This window comes from Streptomyces sp. NPDC048196 (assembly GCF_040652715.1).
Taxonomy (GTDB): Bacteria; Actinomycetota; Actinomycetes; order Streptomycetales; family Streptomycetaceae; genus Streptomyces; species Streptomyces siderophoricus.
In genome coordinates this window covers 1-23,633 of record NZ_JBEZMM010000087.1, presented here as the reverse complement: position 1 = coordinate 23,633, position 23,633 = coordinate 1, and the positions used below count along the sequence as shown (strand labels likewise).

Annotated in this window: 15 protein-coding genes and 1 pseudogene; 13 read left to right on the top strand and 3 right to left on the bottom strand. The window is 72.7% G+C overall.

What is annotated here, in order from left to right:
• The first annotated feature begins 699 nt into the window (after positions 1-699).
• Positions 700-1,863: a glycosyltransferase family 4 protein gene (locus AB0E02_RS37960; RefSeq protein WP_362148913.1), complete on the top strand. Its 1,164-nt coding sequence runs from the start codon at positions 700-702 to the stop codon at positions 1,861-1,863.
• A gap of 265 nt (positions 1,864-2,128) precedes the next feature.
• Here AB0E02_RS37960 and AB0E02_RS37955 read toward each other — a convergent pair whose 3' ends face one another.
• Both AB0E02_RS37955 and AB0E02_RS37950 read right to left on the bottom strand, forming a co-directional pair.
• Positions 2,129-3,763, bottom strand: a complete 1,635-nt coding sequence (locus AB0E02_RS37955; RefSeq protein WP_362148910.1) for a PucR family transcriptional regulator — start codon at positions 3,761-3,763, stop codon at positions 2,129-2,131.
• A 555-nt stretch (positions 3,764-4,318) separates the two neighbouring features.
• A pseudogene (locus AB0E02_RS37950) lies at positions 4,319-5,281 on the bottom strand (LacI family DNA-binding transcriptional regulator); the annotation flags it as partial.
• A gap of 156 nt (positions 5,282-5,437) precedes the next feature.
• Between AB0E02_RS37950 and AB0E02_RS37945 the strand changes: the two are divergent.
• Together AB0E02_RS37945 and AB0E02_RS37940 are read left to right on the top strand one after the other, a co-directional pair.
• Entirely contained in the window at positions 5,438-6,577 is a 1,140-nt protein-coding gene (locus AB0E02_RS37945; protein ID WP_362148907.1) for a glycoside hydrolase family 16 protein, read from the top strand.
• Entirely contained in the window at positions 6,574-7,761 is a 1,188-nt protein-coding gene (locus AB0E02_RS37940; protein ID WP_362148904.1) for a beta-1,3-glucanase family protein, read from the top strand. The genes AB0E02_RS37945 and AB0E02_RS37940 overlap by 4 nt, the downstream gene beginning before the upstream one ends.
• Before the next feature lie 108 nt (positions 7,762-7,869).
• On the opposite strand, the gene AB0E02_RS37935 is transcribed toward AB0E02_RS37940, so the two are convergent.
• Positions 7,870-9,681 (bottom strand): glycoside hydrolase family 15 protein, encoded by a 1,812-nt coding sequence (locus AB0E02_RS37935; RefSeq protein ID WP_362148919.1) that lies wholly within the window; start codon positions 9,679-9,681, stop codon positions 7,870-7,872.
• 475 nt (positions 9,682-10,156) lie between these two features.
• Between AB0E02_RS37935 and AB0E02_RS37930 the strand changes: the two genes are divergently transcribed.
• The 10 genes from AB0E02_RS37930 to AB0E02_RS37885 all read left to right on the top strand — a co-directional run bounded on the left by AB0E02_RS37930 (position 10,157) and on the right by AB0E02_RS37885 (position 23,386).
• Positions 10,157-11,812 carry a CTP synthase gene (locus AB0E02_RS37930; RefSeq protein WP_362148902.1) on the top strand — a complete coding sequence of 552 codons (1,656 nt, stop codon included), beginning with the start codon at positions 10,157-10,159 and terminating at the stop codon, positions 11,810-11,812.
• A 97-nt stretch (positions 11,813-11,909) separates the two neighbouring features.
• Positions 11,910-12,536, top strand: a complete 627-nt coding sequence (locus AB0E02_RS37925) for an NUDIX hydrolase (RefSeq protein ID WP_362148899.1) — start codon at positions 11,910-11,912, stop codon at positions 12,534-12,536.
• Between the two features lie 163 nt (positions 12,537-12,699).
• Complete coding sequence (locus tag AB0E02_RS37920; protein WP_362148896.1) at positions 12,700-14,775, top strand: tetratricopeptide repeat protein; 2,076 nt, start codon at positions 12,700-12,702, stop codon at positions 14,773-14,775.
• A gap of 168 nt (positions 14,776-14,943) precedes the next feature.
• Positions 14,944-16,059, top strand: a complete 1,116-nt coding sequence (gene ald / locus AB0E02_RS37915; RefSeq protein ID WP_362148916.1) for an alanine dehydrogenase — start codon at positions 14,944-14,946, stop codon at positions 16,057-16,059.
• Between the two features lie 342 nt (positions 16,060-16,401).
• Complete coding sequence (locus AB0E02_RS37910) at positions 16,402-17,565, top strand: ParA family protein (RefSeq protein ID WP_078866518.1); 1,164 nt, start codon at positions 16,402-16,404, stop codon at positions 17,563-17,565.
• A complete protein-coding gene (locus AB0E02_RS37905) occupies positions 17,550-18,203 on the top strand; it encodes a hypothetical protein (protein WP_078872489.1) in 654 nt (217 codons plus the stop codon). Before AB0E02_RS37910 ends, AB0E02_RS37905 begins: the two co-directional genes overlap by 16 nt.
• An 82-nt stretch (positions 18,204-18,285) precedes the next feature.
• On the top strand, positions 18,286-19,641 hold the full coding sequence (locus AB0E02_RS37900) for a segregation/condensation protein A (RefSeq protein WP_362148891.1): 1,356 nt from the start codon (positions 18,286-18,288) through the stop codon (positions 19,639-19,641).
• Between the two features lie 107 nt (positions 19,642-19,748).
• Positions 19,749-20,510, top strand: coding sequence for an SMC-Scp complex subunit ScpB (scpB, locus tag AB0E02_RS37895; protein WP_362148888.1), 762 nt, complete (start codon positions 19,749-19,751; stop codon positions 20,508-20,510).
• On the top strand, positions 20,510-21,661 hold the full coding sequence (locus AB0E02_RS37890) for a pseudouridine synthase (protein ID WP_351539069.1): 1,152 nt from the start codon (positions 20,510-20,512) through the stop codon (positions 21,659-21,661). The genes scpB and AB0E02_RS37890 overlap by 1 nt, the downstream gene beginning before the upstream one ends.
• Positions 21,662-22,318: 657 nt before the next feature.
• Complete coding sequence (locus AB0E02_RS37885; protein WP_362148883.1) at positions 22,319-23,386, top strand: ADP-ribosylglycohydrolase family protein; 1,068 nt, start codon at positions 22,319-22,321, stop codon at positions 23,384-23,386.
• Positions 23,387-23,633 lie beyond the last annotated feature (247 nt).

Sequence of the window (23,633 nt, the reverse complement as noted above, 5' to 3'; positions counted from 1 at the left end):
CTCCCCCTCTCCCCCTTCGGGGGGGGGGGCGGGGGGTGGGTTCGGGGGTGGGGGGGAGCGGACGGCCGCTCGCGGCGCCACAACAGAGGGGCGGGCGCGGCGGCAGCGGGCTGGGCGCGGCGGCAGCGGCCGGGCGGTGGAGGCAGTGCGGCGGCCCACGCGGCGGTGGGCCACGCGCCCCGGCAGTGGGCCGGGCACCGCGGCCCCGGAGGTGGCAGCAGCCACGAGCAGCCGACTGCCGGACCCAAAGGCGGATCGCCGCGGACGGGGCCTGGGCCCCGAGGTCGTAGCCCCTCAGGCACGCGGCGCGTAGGGGCCGTAGCTCTTCGGGCAGACGGCGCATAGGGGCCTGGCTGCGGAGCCAGCGCGTCGTGCACGCCTCCCGGTGGGGCAGATGGCGCGCTCCGGTGGGCGGCTCACCCGTACGTACCGTCGACCCGCGCGGGCGGATTGTCATCCGTGTGGGTGATCTCAAGCGCGCTGGGGTGAGACTTCCCACCGGAACGGCGGGCGGACGATGCCGAATTGACGCCGCCGGACTGGCATCCTGGGCCCGGTGCGCGGTTCCGGGTGCGCTCGCTGCGTCCTGCCGTCTTCCGGTGGGCCGGCCCGCCCGGTGGCGCGCCGCGCAGCGTCCGCACCCAGCGGACCGACCTACCGGTACGGCCCGTTCCGCCTCGACCCAGGAGTCCCGCACACGTGAGTACCCCGACCTCGACGCACGGGCTGTCACCGCTGCGCACGGTCCAGGTGCTGGGATACGGCGGCGCCGGCAGCGCGGCCCATGTCCGCTCGCTGGCCGAGGGGCTGGTGGCGCGCGGCGTCCGGGTCACCGTCTGCGCCACACCGGAATCCGAGGAGGCGTACGACTTCACCGGCGCCGGTGCAAGGTTCGTCCACGTTCCTCCGCGGATGGACCCGGTGAGCGTGGCGACACTGCGCAGCGCCTGCTGGGACGCCGATCTGGTCCATGCGCACGGCCTGCGGGCCGGGCTGCGCGCCTCGATGGCGCTGCGCGGACTGCGCGGCCCCAGGGGAGGACGGCGGGTCCCGCTGGTCATCACCTGGCACACGAGTCCGCACACCGAGGGCCCGCGGGCCGGCGTGGTGCACCTGATGGAGCGTCGGGTGGCCCGGGCCGCCGCCGTGGTCCTGGGCGCCTGCTCCGACCTCGTGGACCGGGCACGCGAGCGGGGTGCGCGCGATGCCCGGCTCGCCCCGGTCGCCATTCCGCGGCCCCGCTCCGGCGGGGCACCGGCCGAGCCCGAGGAACGCGACCGGATGCGCCACAAGGAGCGGGCCGAACTGGGTGCGACCGGCCGCCCGTTGCTGCTCGCGGTCGGCCGTCTCGACCCCGGCCAGGGCCACGACCTGCTGCTGGACGCCGCACACGCCTGGTGTGCGCTCGACCCCCAGCCGCTGCTCCTCATCGCGGGGGAGGGCGACCAACGGGCCGCGCTGCAGCGCCGGATCGACCAGGAGGAGCTGCCCGTCCAGCTGCTCGGCCGGCGCGACGACGTACCCGAACTCCTCGCCGCCGCCGACCTCGTCGTACTCCCCAGCAGGTGGGAGGCGCGCTCGCTGATCGCGCAGGAGGCGCTGCGCGCCGGGGTGCCGCTGGTCGCCACCGACACCGGCGGCACCCGCGAACTCGTCGGCCCCGCCGCGGAACTGGTCCCTTACGGGGACGCCGCCGCCCTGGCCCGCAGCGTGCTCGCCCTGCTCGCGGACCCCGCGCGCCGCGACACGCTCGCCGAGGCCGGCCGCGCCCAAGCGGCAGGCTGGCCGACCGAAAACGACACCGTGACTCAAATCCTCAGCGTCTACGACGAGTTGACGCAGACCTTGCCGTCCCCGTACTAGCCGGGTGACGGGCACGTGCTGGTGCGACGGGCACGGGCTGTGCGGACACGGGCTGCGCGAGCACGGGCTGTGTGACGGGCACCGGCGGCCGCTGCAAGTCCCCGGGCCGAGGAGACGCACGCGAGGAGACGCACGCGACGACACACACGCGACGACACACACGCGACGACACACACGCGAGGAGACGCACGCGAGGAGACCTACGCGACGAGACGTACGACGGAACGCCGGTCTCACCGGGAAGGCCGGACTCCCCCTGGGTGGGCTACGGCCGGTCGGTGTGGCGTCTGGCGCGCAGGGCCAGGCGCAGGCCCAGTACGGTCTGCGGATCGTCCAGGTCGGTGCCGAGCAGCTGGGCGATGCGGGCCAGCCGGTCGTAGAGGGTCTGGCGGTTGACGTTCAGATCGCGGGCCGTCTCGGCCTTGCGTCCCGCGCTGGCCAGATAGGCCTCCAGGGTGGGCAGCAACGGCTGCCGGGCGCCCCGGTCGTGGGCGAGCAGCGGGCCGATGGCACGTTCCACGAAATCGCTGAGCACACCCTGTTCGCCCTGTTCGCGCATCCGCCACAGCAGCAGCTCGATGTCCAGCCGGCGCGCGTCGTACCAGGGCTGTTCCGGCAGGCCCTGGGCGGCCGCCGCGGCCTCCGCGGCGTGGCGCAGGCCGGGGCCGGCCGCCGCCCAGTCGCCCGCGGCCCCGACGACGACCACCGGGCGGTGCGTCGTCGGACGGTCCAGCCCCGCGCGGACCACCCCGGCGCGCAGCGCCTCGGCGACGCGGTCGGCGAGCGCCTCGCGCGGCTGGCCGGCGCGCAGCGCCACGAGCATCGGCACCCGGCCCTCCACCGGGCGAACGCCGAGGAGCACCGGCGCCCCGAGGGCGGCGAGTTCCTCGCGCAGGGTCTGGGCCAGCAGTGCCCAGCTGTTGGGGGTGGGGAGGCCGGCCGGTAGCCGCATGACCACCGGAAGGACCGGTTCCGGGCCGGGGCGGAAGCCGAGCAGCCGGGCCTGTGCGGGCGCCTCGACAGCGGAGATCCGGCCCTCCGCCAGATCGGCGAGGAAGTCGCCGCGGCCGCGGGCGGCCAGCACTTCCTCCTGGCGGGACTGGAGCATGACGACGGCGAGCAGATCGGCGGCGCGTTCCGCGGCGATCCGGTGCACCGGGGCCACGGGGGCGTTGACGGGCAGCAGCACCAGGCGGGCGCGGACCGCGTCGGGACCGTGCCCGCCACCGGGAACGTCGATCCGGACGCCCGAATCGCGCAGGCCCTCCCAGGCCAGCAGCGGATCGGCGTCGGCGGACCCGTCCTCGTCGCCGCCGTCCGGGCCCGCGGCGTACAGCGGGCTGCCGTCGGGGGCCTCCAGGCAGAGCGGGTTGCCGGTGAAGACGGCCAGCAGCCGCAGCACCTCGGGCGCACCCCCGCCGCGCAGGAGGACGTCGGTACACCGGCGCAGGATCTGGTCGGCGCGGCGCAGCAGCGCGTAGTGGCTGTTGATGATCTCCGTATGGATGGCCTCGGTGACCGTGACGTACGGGACCTCGCGGTGCAGCTGGATCAACGGCAGACCGCAGTCCCGTGCGGCGTCCACCAGCGCCGGGGGCAGCGATTCGAAACGAGAGCCCAGCTCTACGACGAGAGCAGCGATCTCGCGGTCCGCGAGCTTACGGATGAACGCCCGCTGCTCGGACGGCCGGGTGCCCAGCCCGAGACCGGTGGTCAGCAGCAGCTCGCCGCCCTTGAGCAGCGAGGCGATGTGCGGCACCTCGCCCGCGTGCACCCAGCGCACCGCGCGGTCCAGCCGGTCCCCGCCGGCCAGCACCTCCGGCAGCCCGCGCCGCAGCGCGGGCAGCTCCAGCGCCCTGCGTACCGTGATCTCGGCTTCGATTTTTGCTTCCGGCCCCATGCCGACGAACGGTACCCGCAGTCCGCTATCCGGAGCCTCCCCGTCCGGGCGCCGGTGGCGGGCCTGGGCGCGTGGGCGGGACGCGGGCCGAGGGCGTGGGCGGGGCCGCGGGTCGGGCCCGCGCCTCGCACCGGGACGGCTCCCTCACGTCGGCGCACGTCGGCCTACGTCGACTTCATCAGCTCACGTCGACTCACGCACCACCAACCGCGCCTCCGTGATCACCGGCGCCAGCCCCGGCGCAGCCGCCACGCCACCCGTCCCGGACCCGAGATCCGCCTCGCCCCCACGATCCGTTCCACCACCGAGACCCGCACCGCTCCCACGATCCGCACCACCCCCCACGGCCGTACCGGACCCACGGTCCACACCGCCCCCTACATTCGCACCGCCCCCACTACCCCCAACGTCCGCGCCGCCCCCACCGTCCGCACTACCCCCAACATCCGCACCGCCCCCAAGCTCAGCCCCGGCACCCCCGGCACCCCCGGCACCCCCGGCACCCCCGGCGCCCCCGGCCCCCGACCCCCGCGCGCCCCCCGCCCGCCGCGTGTCCAGCAGCCGCAGCAGCAGCCGGGCCATCAGGCGGCCCATCTCCTCCACGTCCTGCCGCACCGTGGTCAGCGGTGGGTCCGCCCAGGCCGCCGGTTCCAGGTCGTCGTAGCCGACCACCGCCACATCGTCCGGGACCCGCCGCCCCCGCGCCCGTAGCGTCCGCAGGGCGCCGTTCGCCATCAGGTCGGAGCACGCCAAGACGGCGTCCAGGTCCGGCGCGGCGTCCAGGAGCGTGGCCATGGCGCGCTCGCCGCCCTCCGCCGTGAAGCCGCCGTCCGCGATCAACCGCGGATCGGGCTCGCTCATGCCCAGCACCTCCAGATAGCCGTCGAGCCGGTCCAGCGCCGACGTCTGGTCGAGCGGACCGGTGATCACCGCGATCCGCCGGCGGCCGCGGTCGAGGAGATGACGTACGGCCTGACGGGCGCCGTCGCGGTTGTCCGTGTCGACGTACAGCGGCCGCGGCGCGCGGTCGGCGCCCGCCCAGCCGGGCCGGCCGCCGTACACCGTGGGCAGCCCGGCGCGCTCGGCCATGGCGGGCAGCGGGTCGTCGCGGTGCAGCGAGAACATCAGCGCGCCGTCGACATGGCCCCCCGCCAGATAGCGGCCGATGCGGTCGTAGTCGGCGCGGTGCTCGACGAACATCAGCAGGAGCTGGGTGTCGGCGGCGGCCAGTTCCCGGCTGATGCCCCGTAGTTGACGGCCGAAGAAGGGGTCGGTGAAGACCCGGGCCTCCGGTTCCGCGATGACCACGGCGACCGCTCCGGTGCGGCGGGTGACCAGGGTGCGGGCCGCGCTGTTCGGTACGTAACCCAGCTCGTGCACCGCCCGGCGGACGCGTTCCTGGACCGCTTCCCGTACGCCCGCACCGCCGTTGACCACGCGCGACACCGTGGCGCGGGAGACGCCGGCATGCGCCGCGACCGCCTCCAGCGTGGGCCGCCCACCGTTCGGCTCAGGCACGTTCCAACTCCTTTTTCGACGAGGTGACTTGACGGTGTGCCGTCGAGTCGGCAGGGTGCACTGAGGACGTCATGAGAGCGCTCTCAAGCGCGATGCCCTCACGGATACCCCCCAGAACTCCTCACTACCCCCCACCATTTCCGAGGAGAGAATGTCATGAGCATGAGGAAAAGAGCGGTGCTCTTCACCATGAGCACCGCGCTCGTCAGCACCTGCTCCCTCGCCCTCGCCCTCCCCAGCGCCTCTGCCGGGGAAGCGGCCCCCAAGGCCGGCACCGCGCACCCGCCGAGCGCCGCCCGTACCGCGAACACCGCGACCGCCTTCCAGGAAGTGTGGCGTACGGACTTCAACGGCGCTGCCGGATCACGCCCGAGCGGCGACGACTGGATCATCGACACCGGTACCGGCTACCCCGGCGGCCCCGGCAACTGGGGTACCGGCGAACGCGAGACGTACACGGACAAACCCGAAAACCTCCAGCTCGACGGCGCCGGCCACCTCAAAATCACCGCACTCAAGGACGGCGCCACCTGGACCTCGGCCCGCATCGAGACCCGGCGCACCGACTTCGCCGCACCGGCCGGCGGCAAGCTCCGCATCGAGGCGAGCATCCGGATGCCCGACGTCACCGGTGACGCCGCGCTCGGCTACTGGCCCGCCTTCTGGACGCTGGGCGCCGACTACCGCGGCAACTACCAGAATTGGCCCGGCATCGGCGAGTTCGACCTCATGGAGAACGTCAACGGCATCAACAAGGTCTGGGGCACGCTGCACTGCGGCGTCAATCCCGGCGGGCCGTGCAACGAGACGCAGGGCAAGGGGAGTTCCCGGGAGTGCCCCGGCAGCGCCTGCCAGGCCGGCTTCCACACGTACGCACTGGAGTTGGACCGCACCAACGCCGCCGCGGAGTCGCTGAACTGGTATGTCGACGGGCAGAAGTTCCACACCGTGACGTCGGCCGAGATGGACGCCGACACCTGGGCGAAGGCCACCCACCACGGCCATTTCCTGTTGCTGAACCTCGCGATGGGCGGGGCGTTCCCGGACGGCGTCGCGGGCCGGGCGACCCCCACCGACGCCACCCGCCCCGGCGGCTCACTCCTCGTGGACCACATCGCGGTCTCCGTCCAGCAGTCCGCAACAGCCTCCACCCGTACGGCCCGCGAGCCCGCCCCGTCCGCTGCCACCCACCGGCACCCCGCCGCTGCCACCGACCGGCACCCCGCCGCCCCACAAGGAGCCTCCCCACAAGGAGCCTCCCCACAAGGAGCCACCCCGCAAGGAGCCACCCCGTGATCACTCGACGTACCCTGCTCGGCGGCCTCGCCGCCGGCGCCGCCACCGCCTCCGGCCTCACCCTGGCCGGCCGCGCCCTCGGGTCCCCTCTGGAGGCTCGTACGACCGCGGGGCAAAAACGGGCGGCGGGGGCGGTCCCCCTGCGTATCCTCAACAACTCCGGGGCGTACCGGAATTCCTCGGTGTGGGTGTACATCGTCGGGAATGACGGGGCGCAGCAGGTGTGGGCCGGGCCGGACGGGGCGCTCAAGCCCGTGGCGCTCGGGGACAACGGGCCGGACGGGTACACCGATTACGCCATTCCGCTCGCCGTGAGCGGGACCACGACCGTCCAACTGCCCCAGATGTCCGGCCGGATCTACGTCGCGCTGGGCAGCAAGCTCAAGTTCAAGGCCGTCAAGGACGGCAACGGCAAACCCGCGCTCGCCTACCCGGCGGGCTGGGTCTCCGGTGACCCCAACCACGACGTCCTCCACGACTGCGCCGAGTTCACCCACAACTCCGGCGGGCTGTACTGCAACACCACCATGGTCGACATGTTCAGCGTGCCGCTCGCCATCAAGCTCTCCGGCGCCAAGGAGCAGACCACCGGCACGCTCAAGGACGGCGCCCGCGACCGGATCTTCGCCGACGTCAAGGCCGCCGAGGGATTCGACCGGCTCGTCATCGGCGACAAGCGGGTGATCGCGCCCGGGCACGGCCTCGACAGTGGACTGTTCGCCAAGGACTACCTCGCCCCCGCCATCGACGAGGCCTGGTCCGCCTACGCGAGCAAGGACCTGACCGTCACCACCAACGCCGGCAGCTTCACCGGCCGGGTCAGCGGAGGCAAGCTCGTCTTCCAGGGGCCGGGCACGGTCTCCTTCGACAAGCCGTCCACCCGTGACGTCCTCTTCTGCGACGGCACCCTCGCCGCCCCCAACGACGGCACCCTCGGCCCGGTGGCCGCCGTCCTGGGCGCGGCCCTCAACCGCTCCACCCTGGGCTCGCAGGCGCACCAGCCCACCACCGACCCCGCCGCCTTCTACCGGCAGCGGCTGACCAACCACTACGCCAAGGCCATGCACGCCGCCACCCAGGACGGCCGGGCCTACGGCTTCGCCTTCGACGACGTCGCCGGCTTCGCCTCGTACATCGAGGACAGCGCCCCGAAGGAGATCACCCTCACCCTGACCCCCTTCTGACGCACCGGACCGTCCGGTCCTGCGCCCCACACGACCCGCACGACTCACACGCCGCGGCCGCCCCCGGAACACTCCCGGGGGCGGCCGCGGCGTACACCAGCGGCGGGCTCAGCCGCCGTACGCCCCGCTCGCCGTCAGGCGCAGGGCGGTGTCGATCAGCGGAACGTGGCTGAACGCCTGCGGGAAGTTGCCCACCTGCCGTTTGCCCTTGGGGTCCCACTCCTCCGCGAGCAGCCCGAGGTCGTTGCGGAGGGAGAGCAGCTTCTCGAAGAGCTGGCGGGCCTCGTCGACCCGGCCGATCATCGCCAGGTCGTCCGCGAGCCAGAACGAGCAGGCCAGGAAGGCGCCCTCCTCGCCCTCCAGACCGTCCACGCCCAGCTCGCCCTGGCCGGCCGTCGGGTAGCGCAGCACGAAGCCGTCCTCGGTGGTCAGCTCCCGCTGGATCGCCTCGATCGTGCCGATGACGCGCTTGTCGTCCGGCGGCAGGAACCCGACCTGCGGGATCAGCAGCAGCGAGGCGTCCAGCTCCTGCGAACCGTAGGACTGGGTGAAGGTGTTGCGCTCCTTGTCGTAACCCTTCTCGCAGACGTCCCGGTGGATGGTCTCCCGCAGGTCCTTCCAGCGCTCCAGCGGGCCGTCGACGTCCCCGGACTCGATCAGCTTGACCGTGCGGTCCACCGCGACCCAGGTCATCACCTTGGAGTGGACGAAGTGCCGGCGCGGCCCGCGGACCTCCCAGATGCCCTCGTCCGGCTCGTCCCAGTGCTTCTCCACCCACTGGATCAGCTTGATCTGCAGCAGCGAGGCGTAGTCGTTGCGGGCCAGACCGGTCATGTGCGCCAGGTGCAGCGCCTCGGTGACCTCGCCGTAGACGTCGAGCTGGAGCTGGCCGGCGGCGCCGTTGCCGACCCGCACCGGACGGGAATTCTCGTACCCGGGAAGCCAGTTGAGCTCGTTCTCGCCGAGCTCGCGCTCACCGGCGATGCCGTACATGATCTGCAGGTTGTCCGGGTCGCCGGCCACCGCCCGCAGCAGCCACTCCCGCCAGGCCCGGGCCTCTTCGCGGTAGCCGGTGCGCAGCAGCGAGGACAGGGTGATCGCGGCGTCCCTCAGCCAGGTGAAGCGGTAGTCCCAGTTGCGGACGCCGCCGATGCACTCGGGCAGGGAGGTGGTCGGCGCGGCGACGATCCCGCCGGTCGGCGCGTACGTCAGCGCCTTCAGCGTGATCAGCGAGCGGACCACGGCGTCGCGGTAGGGGCCGTGGTACGTGCAGTGCTCGACCCACTCGCGCCAGAACTCCTCGGTGGCCTCCAGCGACCCCTCCGGGTCCGCCACGGCCGGCGGCTGGTGGTGCGAGGGCTGCCAGCTGATCGTGAAGGCGATCCGCTCGCCCGGCGAGACGGTGAAGTCGGAGAAGGTCGTCAGGTCCTTCCCGTACGTCTCGACCTCGGTGTCCAGCCATACGGAGTCCGGGCCGGCGACCGCGACGGTCCGCTCGTCGATCTTGTGCACCCACGGCACGACCCAGCCGTACGCGAACCGCATCCGCAGCTCCGAACGCATCGGGACGCGGCCGCTGACGCCCTCCACGATGCGGATCACCTGCGGCGCGCCGTCCCGCGGCGGCATGAAGTCGATCACCCGGACGGTACCGCGCGGGGTGTCCCACTCGGATTCCAGCACGAGTGAATCGCCCCGGTAGCGGCGGCGGTCGGCGGGCTGCGGCCCGTCCTCGGAACCGTTCACCGGTCCCATCCGCCAGTAGCCGTTCTCCTCTGTGCCCAGCAGCCCTGCGAAGACCGCCGGCGAGTCGAAGCGGGGCAGGCACAGCCAGTCGACCGTGCCGTCCCTGCACACTAGAGCGGCGGTCTGCATATCGCCGATAAGTGCGTAGTCCTCGATGCGCCCGGCCACGTGCATCTCCCGTCGAACTGGAGTCACGCCCCCCATGGGACGTTGTGATCTGTCCGTCCTGCCCATGAAACGTCGCCGAGCAGCTGGACCGGAAATCGGGCTGGGGGTCCTACCCAGCGGTAGCTGGGGGAGGGTGTGCCTTCCCGGACGGCTCGTTGCGAGTGTCCGAGCAGGATACGACGCAGGCGGGTGATCCGCGCGACGCTCGCGACGAGTGAAGTGCTCCGAACGGGTGGCCTCCGTCACGTGACAGCGTCAACCCTTCCTCGTCACGCATCGTGACGGGGAGGGGTCGCACGAGGTTCCGGTGCGTGGCCGGGCGCGACCATGCCCGGGCGCTGATAGCCTGGTACCCCGTGGACCGGTGGGCCCCGGCAACATGTCACGGCACCCCGACCGCAGCGACGGCACCCCTCACAGACGCGGGACGGCGCCGCTTCGCACCTCTCCACCTCGCGACCACGGGAGCTCCCTCTTGGCCATGCCAGCCAAATCCACGACGACCAAGCACCTCTTCGTCACCGGGGGCGTCGCCTCCTCGCTCGGCAAGGGGCTCACCGCCTCCAGCCTGGGTGCTCTCCTCAAGGCGCGCGGTCTGCGGGTCACGATGCAGAAGCTCGACCCGTACCTGAACGTCGACCCCGGAACGATGAACCCGTTCCAGCACGGCGAGGTCTTCGTCACCAACGACGGCGCCGAGACCGACCTGGACATCGGCCACTACGAGCGGTTCCTCGACGTCGACCTCGACGGCTCGGCGAACGTGACCACCGGCCAGGTCTACAACACCGTGATCGCCAAGGAGCGCCGCGGCGAGTACCTCGGCGACACCGTGCAGGTCATCCCGCACATCACCAACGAGATCAAGCACCGCATCCGGCGGATGGCGACCGAGGACGTCGACGTCGTGATCACCGAGGTCGGCGGCACCGTCGGTGACATCGAGTCGCTGCCGTTCCTGGAGACCGTCCGCCAGGTCCGCCACGAGGTCGGCCGGGACAACGTCTTCGTCGTGCACATCTCGCTGCTGCCGTACATCGGCCCGTCCGGTGAGCTCAAGACCAAGCCGACCCAGCACTCGGTCGCGGCGCTGCGCAACATCGGTATCCAGCCCGACGCGATCGTGCTGCGCGCCGACCGCGAGGTGCCCACCGCCATCAAGCGCAAGATCTCGCTGATGTGCGACGTCGACGAGGCCGCGGTGGTCGCCGCGATCGACGCCCCGTCGATCTACGACATCCCCAAGGTGCTGCACGCCGAGGGCCTGGACGCCTACGTCGTGCGCAAGCTCGACCTGCCGTTCCGCGACGTGGACTGGACCCAGTGGGCCGATCTGCTGGAGCGCGTCCACAACCCCGACCACGAGGTCAAGGTCGCGCTGGTCGGCAAGTACATCGACCTGCCGGACGCCTACCTCTCGGTCACCGAGGCGCTGCGGGCCGGCGGTTTCGCCAACAAGGCCCGGGTCAAGATCAAGTGGGTCACCTCGGACGACTGCAGGACCCCGGCCGGTGCCGCGGCGCAGCTCTCCGACTGCGACGCGATCTGCATCCCCGGCGGCTTCGGCGACCGCGGTGTGGACGGCAAGGTCGGCGCGATCACCTACGCCCGCGAGAACAAGCTGCCGCTGCTCGGTCTGTGCCTGGGCCTGCAGTGCGTGGTCATCGAGGCGGCCCGCAACCTCGCCGGCATCGAGGGCGCCAACTCCACCGAGTTCGACCCGGCGACCGCCCACCCGGTCATCTCCACCATGGCCGAGCAGCTGGACATCGTCGCAGGTGAGGGCGACATGGGCGGCACGATGCGGCTGGGCATGTACCCGGCCAAGCTCGCCGAGGGCTCCATCGTCCGCGAGGTCTACGGCGACCAGGGATACGTCGAGGAGCGCCACCGCCACCGCTACGAGGTCAACAACGCCTACCGCGGTGAGCTGGAGAAGAAGGCCGGGCTGCAGTTCTCCGGCACCTCCCCGGACAACAAGCTCGTCGAGTACGTCGAGTACCCGCGCGAGACCCACCCCTACCTCGTCGCCACCCAGGCGCACCCGGAGCTCCGCTCCCGCCCGACCCGCCCGCACCCGCTCTTCGCCGGGCTGGTGAAGGCCGCGGTCGCGCGCAAGACGGGCGCCGCGAAGTAGCACCCACCGGGCCGGTTACGGTTGCCGGGGTACGGCCTCTTCGGCGAGGTCGTGCCCCGGTTCCGCGTTGTTAGAGGCCCACACAGGAGGACGCGCCATGGCGATCAAGGACACCCCGGAGGAATGGACGGTCACCGCCTCCACCACGCCGTTCACCGGGAACAAGACCAGCGTCCGCACCGACGAGGTCGTGATGCCGGACGGCGCCAAGGTCACCCGTGACTACCAGGTCCACCCCGGCTCGGTGGCCGTCCTCGCCCTCGACGACGAGGGCCGGGTGCTGGTGCTGAAGCAGTACCGCCACCCCGTGCGCATGAAGCTGTGGGAGATCCCCGCCGGGCTGCTCGACGTCCCCGGGGAGAACCCGCTGCGCGCCGCCCAGCGCGAGCTGTACGAGGAGGCGCACGTCAAGGCCGAGGACTGGCGGGTGCTGACCGACGTCTACACCACGCCCGGCGGCTGCGACGAGGCCGTGCGGATCTTCCTCGCCCGGGACCTGTCCGAGGCCGAGGGGGAGCGCTTCGAGGTCGCCGAGGAGGAGGCCGACATGGAGCTGGCGCGGGTACCGCAGGAGGAGCTGGTGCGCGGGGCGCTCGCCGGTGAGCTGCACAACAACTGCCTGGTCGTGGGCGTGCTGGCACTCACCGCGGCGCAGCGCGGCACGGGCCTGGACGCGCTGCGGCCGGCCGATGCGCCCTGGCCGGCCCGCCCGTTCGAGGCCTGACCGCACCCCCTGCCGCGGTCCGCGGGCGGACGGCCCCGATCCGGTCGGGTGACCCAACCGCCCTGCTCCGCACGGCACGTGACGCCCCGTGAACTACGCTCGTAAGGGTTCCCGCCCGCGCCTGCGGCGGGTTCGTACGCGCAGGTGGACGGGAGCGTGACGGGTGACGGACCAGGCGGTGGGCACGGGGCGGCTCGCGCCTCAGACGGCGACGGCCCCCGCCGCCGCGGGCCGCACCCCCGCGGCCGGCTTCGCCGGGCGCCGCCGCGAGCTCAAGGCGCTGCACGCCGACATCGCCCGGGCCGGCCTGGACACCCTCTCGGGGCGCAAGGGCGCCCGCAGCCGGGTGCTGCTGATCGCCGGCCGCCCCGGCTCGGGACGTACCGCACTCGCCGAGCAGCTGCTCGGCGAGCTGGCCGGCGATCACCCCGACGGGGTGCTGCGCGCCGCGCTGACCGGACCGGGCGGGGAGGTCGCCGATACCGGAAGCACCGCACGTGAGCTGCTGACCGCCCTCGGTGCGGACGCCCCGCCGGGCGCCGACGGGGACGAACTGGCCGAGCGGCTGCGCGGGGCGCTCGCCGGCCGCCGCGCGCTGCTCTTCCTCGACGACGCCCCGGGCGCCGACGCCGTCGAACCGCTGCTCCCGGACGCCCCGGACTGCCTGGTCGTGGTCGTCTCCCAGGGGCCGCTGACCGGCATCCCGGACGTCCGCCCGTGCACCGTGGGCGGGCTGGACGGCGCGGCGTGCGTGGACATCCTGGAGCGGTACGCCGGACCGACCCGGATCACCGTCGACCCGCGGACCGCCGACAGTGTCGCCGAGGAGTGCGGCGGCCAGCCCGCCGCCCTGGTCCTGGCCGGCGCCTGGCTCGCCGGCCGCCCCACATCGTCGGTGGCCGATCTCCACCAGGCACTGCGGGCGGTCCCGGTGCCGCCGGACCTGCCCAGTGGCGCCCGCCCCCTCTTCCGGGCCTTCCGGCTCTCCTACGAGGCGCTGCCGGCGACCGCCGCCCGGATACTGCGGCTGCTCACCCTCGCCCCGGCCGGCCTCGTGGACGCGCACACCGCCTCCGCGCTGGCCGGCTGCTCGATGCCGACGGCCGCCGCCGCACTCGCCGACTTCGCCGTGCTCGGCCTGCTGCGGCCGGTCGCGGCGGACCCCGACGCCCCGCCCGCCGGCACCGGCACCGCGGACGCCGCACGGCACCCGCAGTACCGCGTCCCCGGCTGCCTCGACCCGCTGCTGCGCGAGCAGCTGGAGGAACACGAGCGGCCGGCCGAGCTCCAGCTGGCCCGCGCCCGGGTGCTGGAGCGGACCGTACGGCTGCTGCAGTCGTGCCGGGCGATGACCGAGCCGGCCGGATCCACCGCCCGGCAGAAGGCCGCCGGACTGCCCCGGTCGCTGCGCTTCAGCTCCCGGGACACCGCGGCGCACTGGCTGCGCAGCCGCCGCCCGGCGCTGCTCGCCGCCGCCCGCGCGGCCGCCGCGGACGGCCAACTCGACACCCTGGACCGGCGGTTGATGGCCGCGCTGACCCGAACCCTGCTCGCGCACCAGGGCGCCGAGGCGGCCGCGCCGGACCTCTATACGGTGCACGGCCTCGTGCTGCGGGCCGCCGAGCGGCGCGGGCTGGCGCGCGAGCGGGCCGCCGCGCTGTTGAACCTCGCGGACCTCGACAGCGGTGCGGGGCGGACGGCCCAGGCGCTCGGCCGTTACCGGGGTGCCCTGGAGGCGGCACGGTCGGTGGCGGACCCGGTGGCCACCGTCCGGGCCATGGAGTCACTGGGCGGCACGTACGCCGAGCTGGGAGACGGGGTGCGGGCCGCCGACTGGTACGGGCGGGCGCTGGAGCTGCGGCTGGCGCGCGGCGAGGCGGCGGACGCGGCGCGGGTGCACGGGCGGATCGGCGGGGCGCTGATGGCGTCCGGGCGGTGGGGGGAGGCGCTCAAGCAGTGGCGGGCGGCCGCCCGGACGTACCGCAGGCTGGGCGATCTCGCCGGCCAGGCGCGGGCGACCGGGGAGGCGGCGCGGGTCCAGGAGTACGCCGGACGCCCCGAGGAGGCGCTGCGGACCTGTCTGGAGGCCCTGGATCTGGTCCGCAAAACGGACGACGGACGGCTCCAGGCGGCCCTCCAGCTGCGGATCGCGGACACCCTCGAACGGCTCGGGGACCCAAGCGCGGCGGGGCTCCACCGCGCCGCGGGGGAACGACTCCTGGAAGATCACCCGGAGTGACCTACGAAATCGGTGGTACCTCTCTCAAGATTTAATGCTTTGCAAGGCTAGACAACAGGAGCTCCTTCAATAGACTGGCTGAGCCGCGTACGGCGCGGTCAGTTCCGTCATGCATCGCATGAGGGGATAATTCCTCCTGCACCCTCTCTTTCAAGGACCGTGATCGACGTGAAGGTCGGCATCCCCCGCGAGGTCAAGAACAACGAGTTCCGCGTGGCCATCACGCCCGCCGGAGTCAACGAACTCGTCCGCCACGGCCACCAGGTCTTCATCGAGAAGGACGCCGGCCTCGGCTCCTCCATCACCAATGAGGAGTACGTCTCCGCCGGTGCCACCATCCTGGACACCGCTGACGAGGTCTGGGGCACCGCTGACCTGCTGCTGAAGGTCAAGGAGCCGATCGCGGAGGAGTACCACCGCCTCCGTAAGGACCAGACCCTCTTCACTTACCTGCACCTGGCCGCCTCCCGTGAGTGCACGGACGCCCTCCTGGAGTCCGGCACCACCGCGATCGCCTACGAGACCGTCGAGACGGCCGGCCGCCAGCTGCCGCTGCTCGCCCCGATGTCCGAGGTCGCGGGCCGGATCGCCCCGCAGGTCGGCGCCTACCACCTGATGCGCCAGGCCGGCGGCCGCGGTGTGCTGCCCGGCGGTGTCCCCGGTGTCGCCGCGGGCAAGGCCGTCGTCATCGGCGGTGGCGTCTCCGGCTGGAACGCGGTGCAGATCGCTGTGGGCCTCGGCTTCCACGTCACCCTGCTCGACAAGGACATCAACAAGCTCCGCGAGGCCGACAAGATCTTCGGCACCAAGGTGCAGACGATCGTCTCCAACGCCTACGAGCTGGAGAAGGCCGTCGTCGAGGCCGACCTCGTCGTCGGTGCGGTCCTGATCCCGGGCGCCAAGGCCCCCAAGCTCGTCACCAACGAGCTCGTCGCCAAGATGAAGCCGGGCAGTGTCCTTGTCGACATCGCGATCGACCAGGGCGGCTGCTTCGAGGACTCCCGTCCCACCACGCACGCCGAGCCGACCTTCGAGGTGCACAACTCGGTCTTCTACTGCGTCGCCAACATGCCGGGCGCGGTGCCGAACACCTCCACCTACGCGCTCACCAACGCCACGCTGCCCTACATCGTGGAGCTGGCGAACCGCGGCTGGGTCGAGGCGCTGCGCCGTGACCCGGCGCTGGCCAAGGGCCTGAACACCCACGACGGCAAGGTCGTTTACGGCCCGGTCGCCGAGGCCCACGGTCTCGAGTGCACCGAACTCCGCACCCTCCTGGGCTGAGACGTCAACGAAGCGCGTCAACGCTGAGCATCCGGCCGGGCCTTGTCGACAGGGCCCGGCCGGTGGCGTGTGTGACGCTGGGTGCACGCCGTTCCGGAACGTCGTCTCTCAACTCGCCGTGAACGTAACCCTTTAACCGATTCGCACACCCCCGAAACATCGGTCCGATCCCGCTTGCGCCCTTGACATCGGGGGGTCCGGTTACCGACACATCGTGCCGGGTCCGGTGGATTGTGTTGCTGCGGACGCCCGACACGCCATAGAGTCGCCAACCGTCGGCATGGTGCCACGCTGACCTATCGATAAAGTTTCCTGGTCACGTCCAAGGAGGTAAGACGACTTGTGAATGAGTCGACATTTACTCCCGGGGGTGGTCAACCAGGAGCGGTTGCACGGGGCCAGGGTCCCTCGGGGTTCGAGGCTGTCGGCTCCGTCGCGATCCACACCTTCGCGGCCCATCAGAGCATTTCCACGACAGCCCACCAGAGCATGGACGGCCATCACGTGAACGCCATGGCCGGCGACCGGGGCAGTGGAGAACCCGCCCGTTTCGCCGACTACGACGACCTGCCCGAGGGGCACTTCTACGATCCGGACGCGGAGTACGAGCCGGACCCCGAATACGCCGCGACGCTCGCGCCGGACGCCGCGCGCCAGCGCCGCGAACGCGTCGGCCCGACCGGACGCCCGCTCCCTTACTTCCCCATCCCGGGACCGCTGTCGGACCACGGCCCGGCCAAGATCATCGCGATGTGCAACCAGAAGGGCGGGGTCGGCAAGACCACCTCGACCATCAACCTGGGCGCCGCACTCGCCGAATACGGACGACGGGTGCTGCTCGTCGACTTCGACCCGCAGGGCGCCCTGTCGGTCGGCCTCGGCGTCAACCCGATGGAACTCGACCTGACGGTCTACAACCTGCTCATGGAGCGGGGCATGTCGGCCGACGAGGTCCTGCTGAAGACCGCGGTCCCCAACATGGACCTGCTGCCCAGCAATATCGATTTGTCAGCGGCAGAGGTGCAGTTGGTCAGCGAGGTCGCCCGCGAGTCGACCCTGCAGCGCGCCCTGAAACCGCTGCTGGCCGACTACGACTACATCGTCATCGACTGCCAGCCCTCGCTCGGCCTGCTCACCGTCAACGCCCTGACGGCGGCTCACAAGGTCATCGTGCCGCTGGAGTGCGAGTTCTTCGCGCTGCGCGGTGTCGCGCTGCTCACCGAGACCATCGAGAAGGTCCAGGAGCGGCTCAACCCGGAGCTGGAGCTCGACGGCATCCTCGCGACGATGTACGACTCCCGCACCGTGCACAGCCGCGAGGTCCTCGCGCGCGTCGTCGAGGCCTTCGACGACCACGTCTACCACACCGTCATCGGCCGTACGGTCCGCTTCCCCGAGACCACCGTCGCGGGCGAGCCGATCACCACGTACGCCTCCAACTCCGTCGGTGCCGCCGCCTATCGCCAGCTCGCCAGGGAGGTGCTCGCCCGGTGTCACGCCGAGTGAGTCTGCCGGGAGCCGACGAACTGTTCCGCACCACCGGGGGAGTGGCGCTGCAGCCCTCCACCCCCCGCCGTACGCCGGGGGGTTCGGCGGCCGCGGCCAACGGCGAGGCACCCCGGGTGCCCGCGCCGGCCGGCGAGCCCGACCCGGCCGCGGAGGGGCCGGAGGCGGCCCCCGCACGCCGGCGACGCACGGAGAACGACGGTACGGACGCACCGGCCACGGCCGGTGACGGCGGACCGGCCACCCCGCCCCCGGTGCCCCCGGTCGCCCCCGCGGCCGAGCACAGCGGGCGCGAGGCGGACGGCGCCGGCGGCGCGTCCCACCGCACCCGCGCCTCCCGGCAGGGCGCTCCCGAGGCCGGCGCGGCCGCCACCGCACCGGCCGCCGGCCGCCGCCGCGGCACCCGGGGCGCCAACCGCCGCCCCAGCGGCCGGGAACGGCACGACGAGAAGATCACCGTCTATGTCTCCGCCGAGGAGCTCATGGACCTCGAACACGCGCGGCTGGTGCTGCGCGGCGAGCACGGCCTCGCCGTCGACCGCGGCCGGATCGTCCGCGAGGCGGTCGCCGTGGTCCTCGCCGACCTGGAGTCGCGCGGCGACGCCAGCATCCTGGTGCGGCGGCTGCGCGGCCGCTGAGGACCACCGGCCCCGCCGCGCGGCGCGTCCGCCGCGGTGCTGAAACGTCACATCGCGCGGCGCGGGATAGCCTGCCACCGCGATGCCGAACCATGACGAAACCCCTGCCCCCCGCGCCCGCCGACGACTCGGGCGCGGGCCGGGCGGGGAGCATGAGGCGCCCGCGGAGCAGGGGTCGGCGGTGCAGGGGCCCGCGATGCAGGTGCCCGCGGGGCCGGGGGAGTCTCCGGTGGGGTCTCCGGTGGGATCTGAGCAGCTTGTTGCCGACGACCATGCTGTGGCCGACGGCCGCGCGCACGGGGGGCCCGAGGCGGCCGACCGGGCCGGACTTTCCTACGGGACTGGTGACGGGGCTGCTGACGCGGCCGCTGACGGGGCTCCCGTTGAGGCGGCCGAGGAGACTTCCGAGGGCCGGACGTTCGTAGAGGCCGGGGCTCGGGTTGGGGCTGGGTCTGGGGCCGGAGTCGGGGCCTGGGGCCAGGCCGATGCCGACACCGGTGGTGAGGCCGATGCCGGGACCGGTGGTGAGGCCGATGCCGGGCCCGGCAGTGAGACCGGCAGTGAGGCCAGTGGCGAGTCCGGCGGTGAGTCCGGCGGTGAGTCCGGCGGTGAGACCGGCAGTGACGGGAAGTTCACGCTCCGGCTCGACAACTTCGAGGGGCCCTTCGATCTCCTGCTCCAGCTGATCTCCAAGCACAAGCTGGACGTCACCGAGGTCGCGCTGTCCAAGGTGACCGATGAATTCATGGCGCACATCCGGGCCATGGGTCCGGACTGGGACCTCGACCAGACCACCGAATTCCTGGTCGTCGCCGCGACCCTGCTCGACCTGAAGGCGGCCCGGCTGCTGCCCGCCGCGGAGGTGGAGGACGAGGCGGACCTCGCGCTCCTGGAGGCCCGCGACCTGCTCTTCGCCCGGCTGCTCCAGTACCGCGCGTACAAACGGATCGCCGACATCTTCAGCGACCGGCTGGCCGTCGAGGCGCGGCGCTACCCGCGCACCGTCGGGCTGGAACCGCAGCACGCGGAACTGCTCCCCGAGGTCGTGATCAGCATCGGCGCCGAGGGCTTCGCCAAGCTCGCGGTGAAGGCGATGCAGCCCAAGGCCAAGCCACAGGTCTACGTCGACCACATCCACGCGCCCCTGGTGAGCGTGCGGGAGCAGGCCGAGGTGCTGCTGGCGCGGCTGCGGGAGGCCGGCGGGGCCAGCTTCCAGCAGCTGGTCGCGGACGCCCCCGACACCCTCACGGTCGTCGCGCGTTTCCTGGCCCTTCTGGAGCTCTACCGCGAGCGGGTGGTGGCATTGGACCAGGAGGAGGCGCTCGGGGCGCTCACGGTGCGCTGGACGGGCGCGGAGGGGGCCGTACCGGTCGTCACCGACGAGTTCGACCAGGAACCGGGCCAGCACGAACCGGGCCAGCAGGAACCAAGCCGATAGGAACCGGGTCGAAAGGAACCAGGTCGGTACGAACCAGGCAGGCAGGAACGGCAACCGGAGCGGCAACAGGTACCGGGGCGGGCCGGGCGAGCGGAAGAGGAGCAGACATGAGCGGCGTGGCCGAGGGTGACGCGTACGACATCGACGCGTCCCACATCGACGCGTCCCACATCGACGCGTCCGACGTCGACGCGTACGAGGTCACGGAGGCCGGGGCGGGCGGCGGGGGGCCGGCGGAGCGCCTGGGGCCGCCGGCCGGGGCGCTGGGCGTCGCCGAGCTGGAGCTCAAGCCGGCGCTGGAGGCGGTCCTCATGGTCGTCGACGAGCCGGCGACCGAGGAGCACCTGGCCAGGGTCCTGCAGCGGCCCCGCCGCGCGGTCGCGCTGGCGCTGCGCGAGCTGTCCGACGACTACGCCCGCGAGGGCCGCGGATTCGATCTCCGGCTGGTCGCCGGCGGCTGGCGGTTCTACTCCCGGGCCGAGTACGCGGACGCCGTGGAGAGCTTCGTCCTGGACGGCCAGCAGGCCCGGCTCACCCAGGCCGCCTTGGAGACACTGGCCGTGGTCGCGTACCGTCAGCCGGTCAGCCGTTCCCGCGTCTCGGCCGTTCGCGGTGTGAACTGTGACGGCGTGATGCGCACGCTCCTCCAGCGCGGCCTGGTGGAGGAGGCGGGGACGGAACCTGAAACAGGTGCGATCCTGTACAGGACGACGAACTACTTTTTGGAGCGGATGGGCCTGCGCGGCCTGGACGAGCTCCCTGAGCTCGCACCGTTCCTCCCGGAGGCGGACGCGGTCGAGGGCGACTCCCCGGAAGGTATCCCGTCGTTCGACGTAGACGACAGCGGCGACTCTCAGACGGATCATTGATGCGAAGCAGCGGCAGGAACAGCAGGGACAGCGGACGCGGCAACTACCGCGGCGCGGGTGGGGGCAGCTCCCAGCCGAAGGCTGGGGGAAAGAAGGACGAGAAGCAGCAGCGCGCCGGCCGCCCCCGTCCCGAGGAGCGCCGCTACGACGTGGGCGGATCCGGGAGCGCGGGCGGCGCCAAGGACGAGCGCCGGGGCGGCGGCCCCAAGGCGGGCGGCAGCCGGGGTGCGGCGGCCCGGGGCGGCGCCAAGGGCGGCCCGCGGACCGGCGCGGCCCCCAAGGCGGGACGTCCCGGTGGCAAGGGCGGCCCCCAGCGCGGCCGCGGTCAGGCGCCCGCCCGGCCGCGGGAGTACGACGCCCAGGTCGAGGAGCGCAACCGCGCCCGGCACGACAAGCCGCAGATCAAGACCCCCAAGACGTTCGGGGAGCAGGAGGGCGAGCGGCTCCAGAAGGTGCTGGCCCGGGCCGGCATGGGCTCGCGGCGGGCCTGCGAGGAGCTGATCGACCAGGCGCGGGTCGAGGTCAACGGCAAGATCGTCACGGAGCAGGGCGTCCGGGTCGACCCGGAGAAGGACGAGATCAAGGTCGACGGCCTGACGGTCGCCACCCAGTCCTACCTGTTCTTCGCGCTCAACAAGCCGGCCGGGGTCGTCTCCACGATGGAGGACCCCGACGGCCGCCAGTGCCTCGGTGACTACGTCACCAACCGCGAGACCCGGCTCTTCCACGTCGGCCGCCTCGACACCGAGACCGAGGGCATCATCCTGCTCACCAACCACGGCGAGTTGGCCCACCGCCTGACCCACCCGCGCTACGGCGTCAAGAAGACCTACCTGGCGGCCATCCAGGGCCCCCTCCCGCGCGACCTGGGCAAGCAGCTCAAGGACGGCATCCAGCTGGAGGACGGCTACGCCCGCGCCGACCACTTCCGGGTCGTCCAGCAGACCGGCAAGAACTACCTCGTCGAGGTGAGCCTCCACGAGGGCCGCAAGCACATCGTGCGCCGCATGCTGGCCGAGGCCGGCTTCCCGGTCGACAAGCTGGTACGCACGGCCTTCGGCCCGATCTCCCTGGGCGACCAGAAGTCCGGCTGGCTGCGCCGCATGACCAACACAGAGGTCGGCATGCTGATGCGCGAGGTCGAGCTCTAACCCGCCCACGGCCCACCGGGCCCGCCTGCCCTTCGGGGCGGGCGGGCCCGTTCCTGGTTTTGGGGGCGGGGTGGGGCGTCGGGGGCCGTGCTTGGTTTCAGGGCGGGCGTCGGTGTCCGCGCCTGGGTTCGGGGTGAGGCGTCGGGGCCTGCACCTCCGGGGCTGGAACCGTTGCGCGCGCCGAACCTCATCAGCTCACCCGCCCACCCCCCCGAAGGGGGGTGGGCGGCGGGGAAAAGGAGGTACGCAGAGGGGGCGGCGGGGAAAGAGGCGGCGAGCACGGAAGCGGCTCCAACGGGTGCGGTGTGAGCAGGCGGCTTCACCGGGCGGGCTGGAGGTTACGCGGCTCCAGCGGGCGGGACGCTGGTACGCGGCTCCAGTGGGCGGACCGGATGCGCGCGGCTGGGCCGGGGTGCGCCGGATGCACTCGACTACAGCGGGCGGGGCAGATGCACATGGCTCCGCCGTGGAGGCGCCGAAAAAGGCCGATCCACCGGACCGCGCAGCCACGTCGCTCCACGGGACGCGCAGGGCATACCGCTGCACCACGCCGACGAAGGAACGCCACTCACGAGGGGCGCCGAGCGCGTCAACTGGCTTGCGATGTCGGCCCGTCACCCCTTAACGTCATCATGACGATTAAGGGGTGGTTTTTTCATGGGGAACGCGAGCTTCACAGGCTCGGCATCCGGCACGGGTACGGGTGCAGGTACAGGTACAGGTACGGGCACGAGCGCGGCCATTGGCGCGCTGGTCGGGCTGGCGCTCGGTGATGCGCTGGGCTTCCCGACCGAGTTCAACGACGTACCGGCGATCGAGGCCAAATGCGGCCCCTGGCGGCAGATGGCACTGCCCGACCCCGCCTTCGTCACCGACGACACCCAGATGACGCTGGCACTGGGTCGCGGCCTACGGGCGGCCATGGCAGCCGGTGAGCTGACGCCGGCGCGGCTCGTCGGCCCGGTGCGTACCGAGTACGTCGCCTGGTGGCGCTCGCCCGACAACAACCGTGCACCCGGCGGCACCTGCCTGCGCGCCTGCCAGCTGCTCAGCGACGAGGACCGCCATTGGGCCGAGGCGAGCCAGATCGGCTCCAAGGGGTGCGGCGCCAACATGCGGGTCGCGCCCCTCGGGCTCGCCCGGGGGCTGAGCCCGCACCAGCGTTCCGGCGCCGCTCAGCTCCAGTCCGCGCTGACCCACGGCCACCCGACCGCTCTCGCCGCGAGCGACCTCACCGCGTACGCCGTGCGCGCCCTCGCCGACGGCGCGACCCCCGCGGAGCTGCCCGCCCTGCTCCGTACGTACGCGCACGGTCAGCGGACCGTCTACCGGGAGGACTGGCTCGGGGACCTGTGGCAGCGCGCCCAGGACGCCTCCGCGGCCGCGTTCATCGCCCGCGGCTGGGACGACTGCCTCGGCGTCCTGGACCGGCTGGACGCGGCGCTCGCCGCCCCGGACCGGGAGGCCGACCCCTGCCTGGCCACCGGCGCCGGTTGGATCGCCGAGGAGGCGCTGGCCACCGGCCTGCTCTGCTTCCTGCTCTTCCCCACCGAACCGCTCACCGCCCTGCGCCGGGCCGCCTGCACGTCGGGCGACTCAGACTCGATCGCCTGCCTCACCGGTGCGTTCGCCGGCGCCCATCTGGGCGCCGGCGCATGGCCCGCGGAGTGGGCCGCCCGCATCGAGTACCGCAGCGAACTCCTTTCCCTGGCGGAGGGGTTCTGACCCCACGTACCTGGCCGTCCCGCCGCGGGGCTTGCTGTTGTGCGCTTTGCGGCGCCGCGTACGTGGCTATCTGCGGCGCCGCGGGGCTTGCTCGCCGTTGCGCGCTTTGCGGCGCCCCCGCACGTACCCGTCTTTCCCGCCGCGGGGCTTGGTCGCCGTTGCGCCTGCGGCGGGCTGGGTGGTGTCGGGTGCGGTGACGGACCTCCGGGGCCGGTTGTGTGGACTGCTGACGCTTTACGTCCACACA

Bases quoted from the DNA above. Each gene is read 5' to 3' on its own strand.
- AB0E02_RS37925 (WP_362148899.1), top strand. From the start codon at position 11,910: ATGGCGATCAAGGACACCCCGGAGGAATGGACGGTCACCGCCTCCACC.
- AB0E02_RS37935 (WP_362148919.1), bottom strand. From the start codon at position 9,681: ATGCACGTGGCCGGGCGCATCGAGGACTACGCACTTATCGGCGATATG.
- AB0E02_RS37930 (WP_362148902.1), top strand. From the start codon at position 10,157: ATGCCAGCCAAATCCACGACGACCAAGCACCTCTTCGTCACCGGGGGC.
- AB0E02_RS37885 (WP_362148883.1), top strand. From the start codon at position 22,319: ATGGGGAACGCGAGCTTCACAGGCTCGGCATCCGGCACGGGTACGGGT.
- scpB (WP_362148888.1), top strand. From the start codon at position 19,749: ATGAGCGGCGTGGCCGAGGGTGACGCGTACGACATCGACGCGTCCCAC.
- AB0E02_RS37900 (WP_362148891.1), top strand. From the start codon at position 18,286: ATGCCGAACCATGACGAAACCCCTGCCCCCCGCGCCCGCCGACGACTC.
- AB0E02_RS37945 (WP_362148907.1), top strand. From the start codon at position 5,438: ATGAGCATGAGGAAAAGAGCGGTGCTCTTCACCATGAGCACCGCGCTC.
- AB0E02_RS37890 (WP_351539069.1), top strand. From the start codon at position 20,510: ATGCGAAGCAGCGGCAGGAACAGCAGGGACAGCGGACGCGGCAACTAC.
- AB0E02_RS37955 (WP_362148910.1), bottom strand. From the start codon at position 3,763: ATGGGGCCGGAAGCAAAAATCGAAGCCGAGATCACGGTACGCAGGGCG.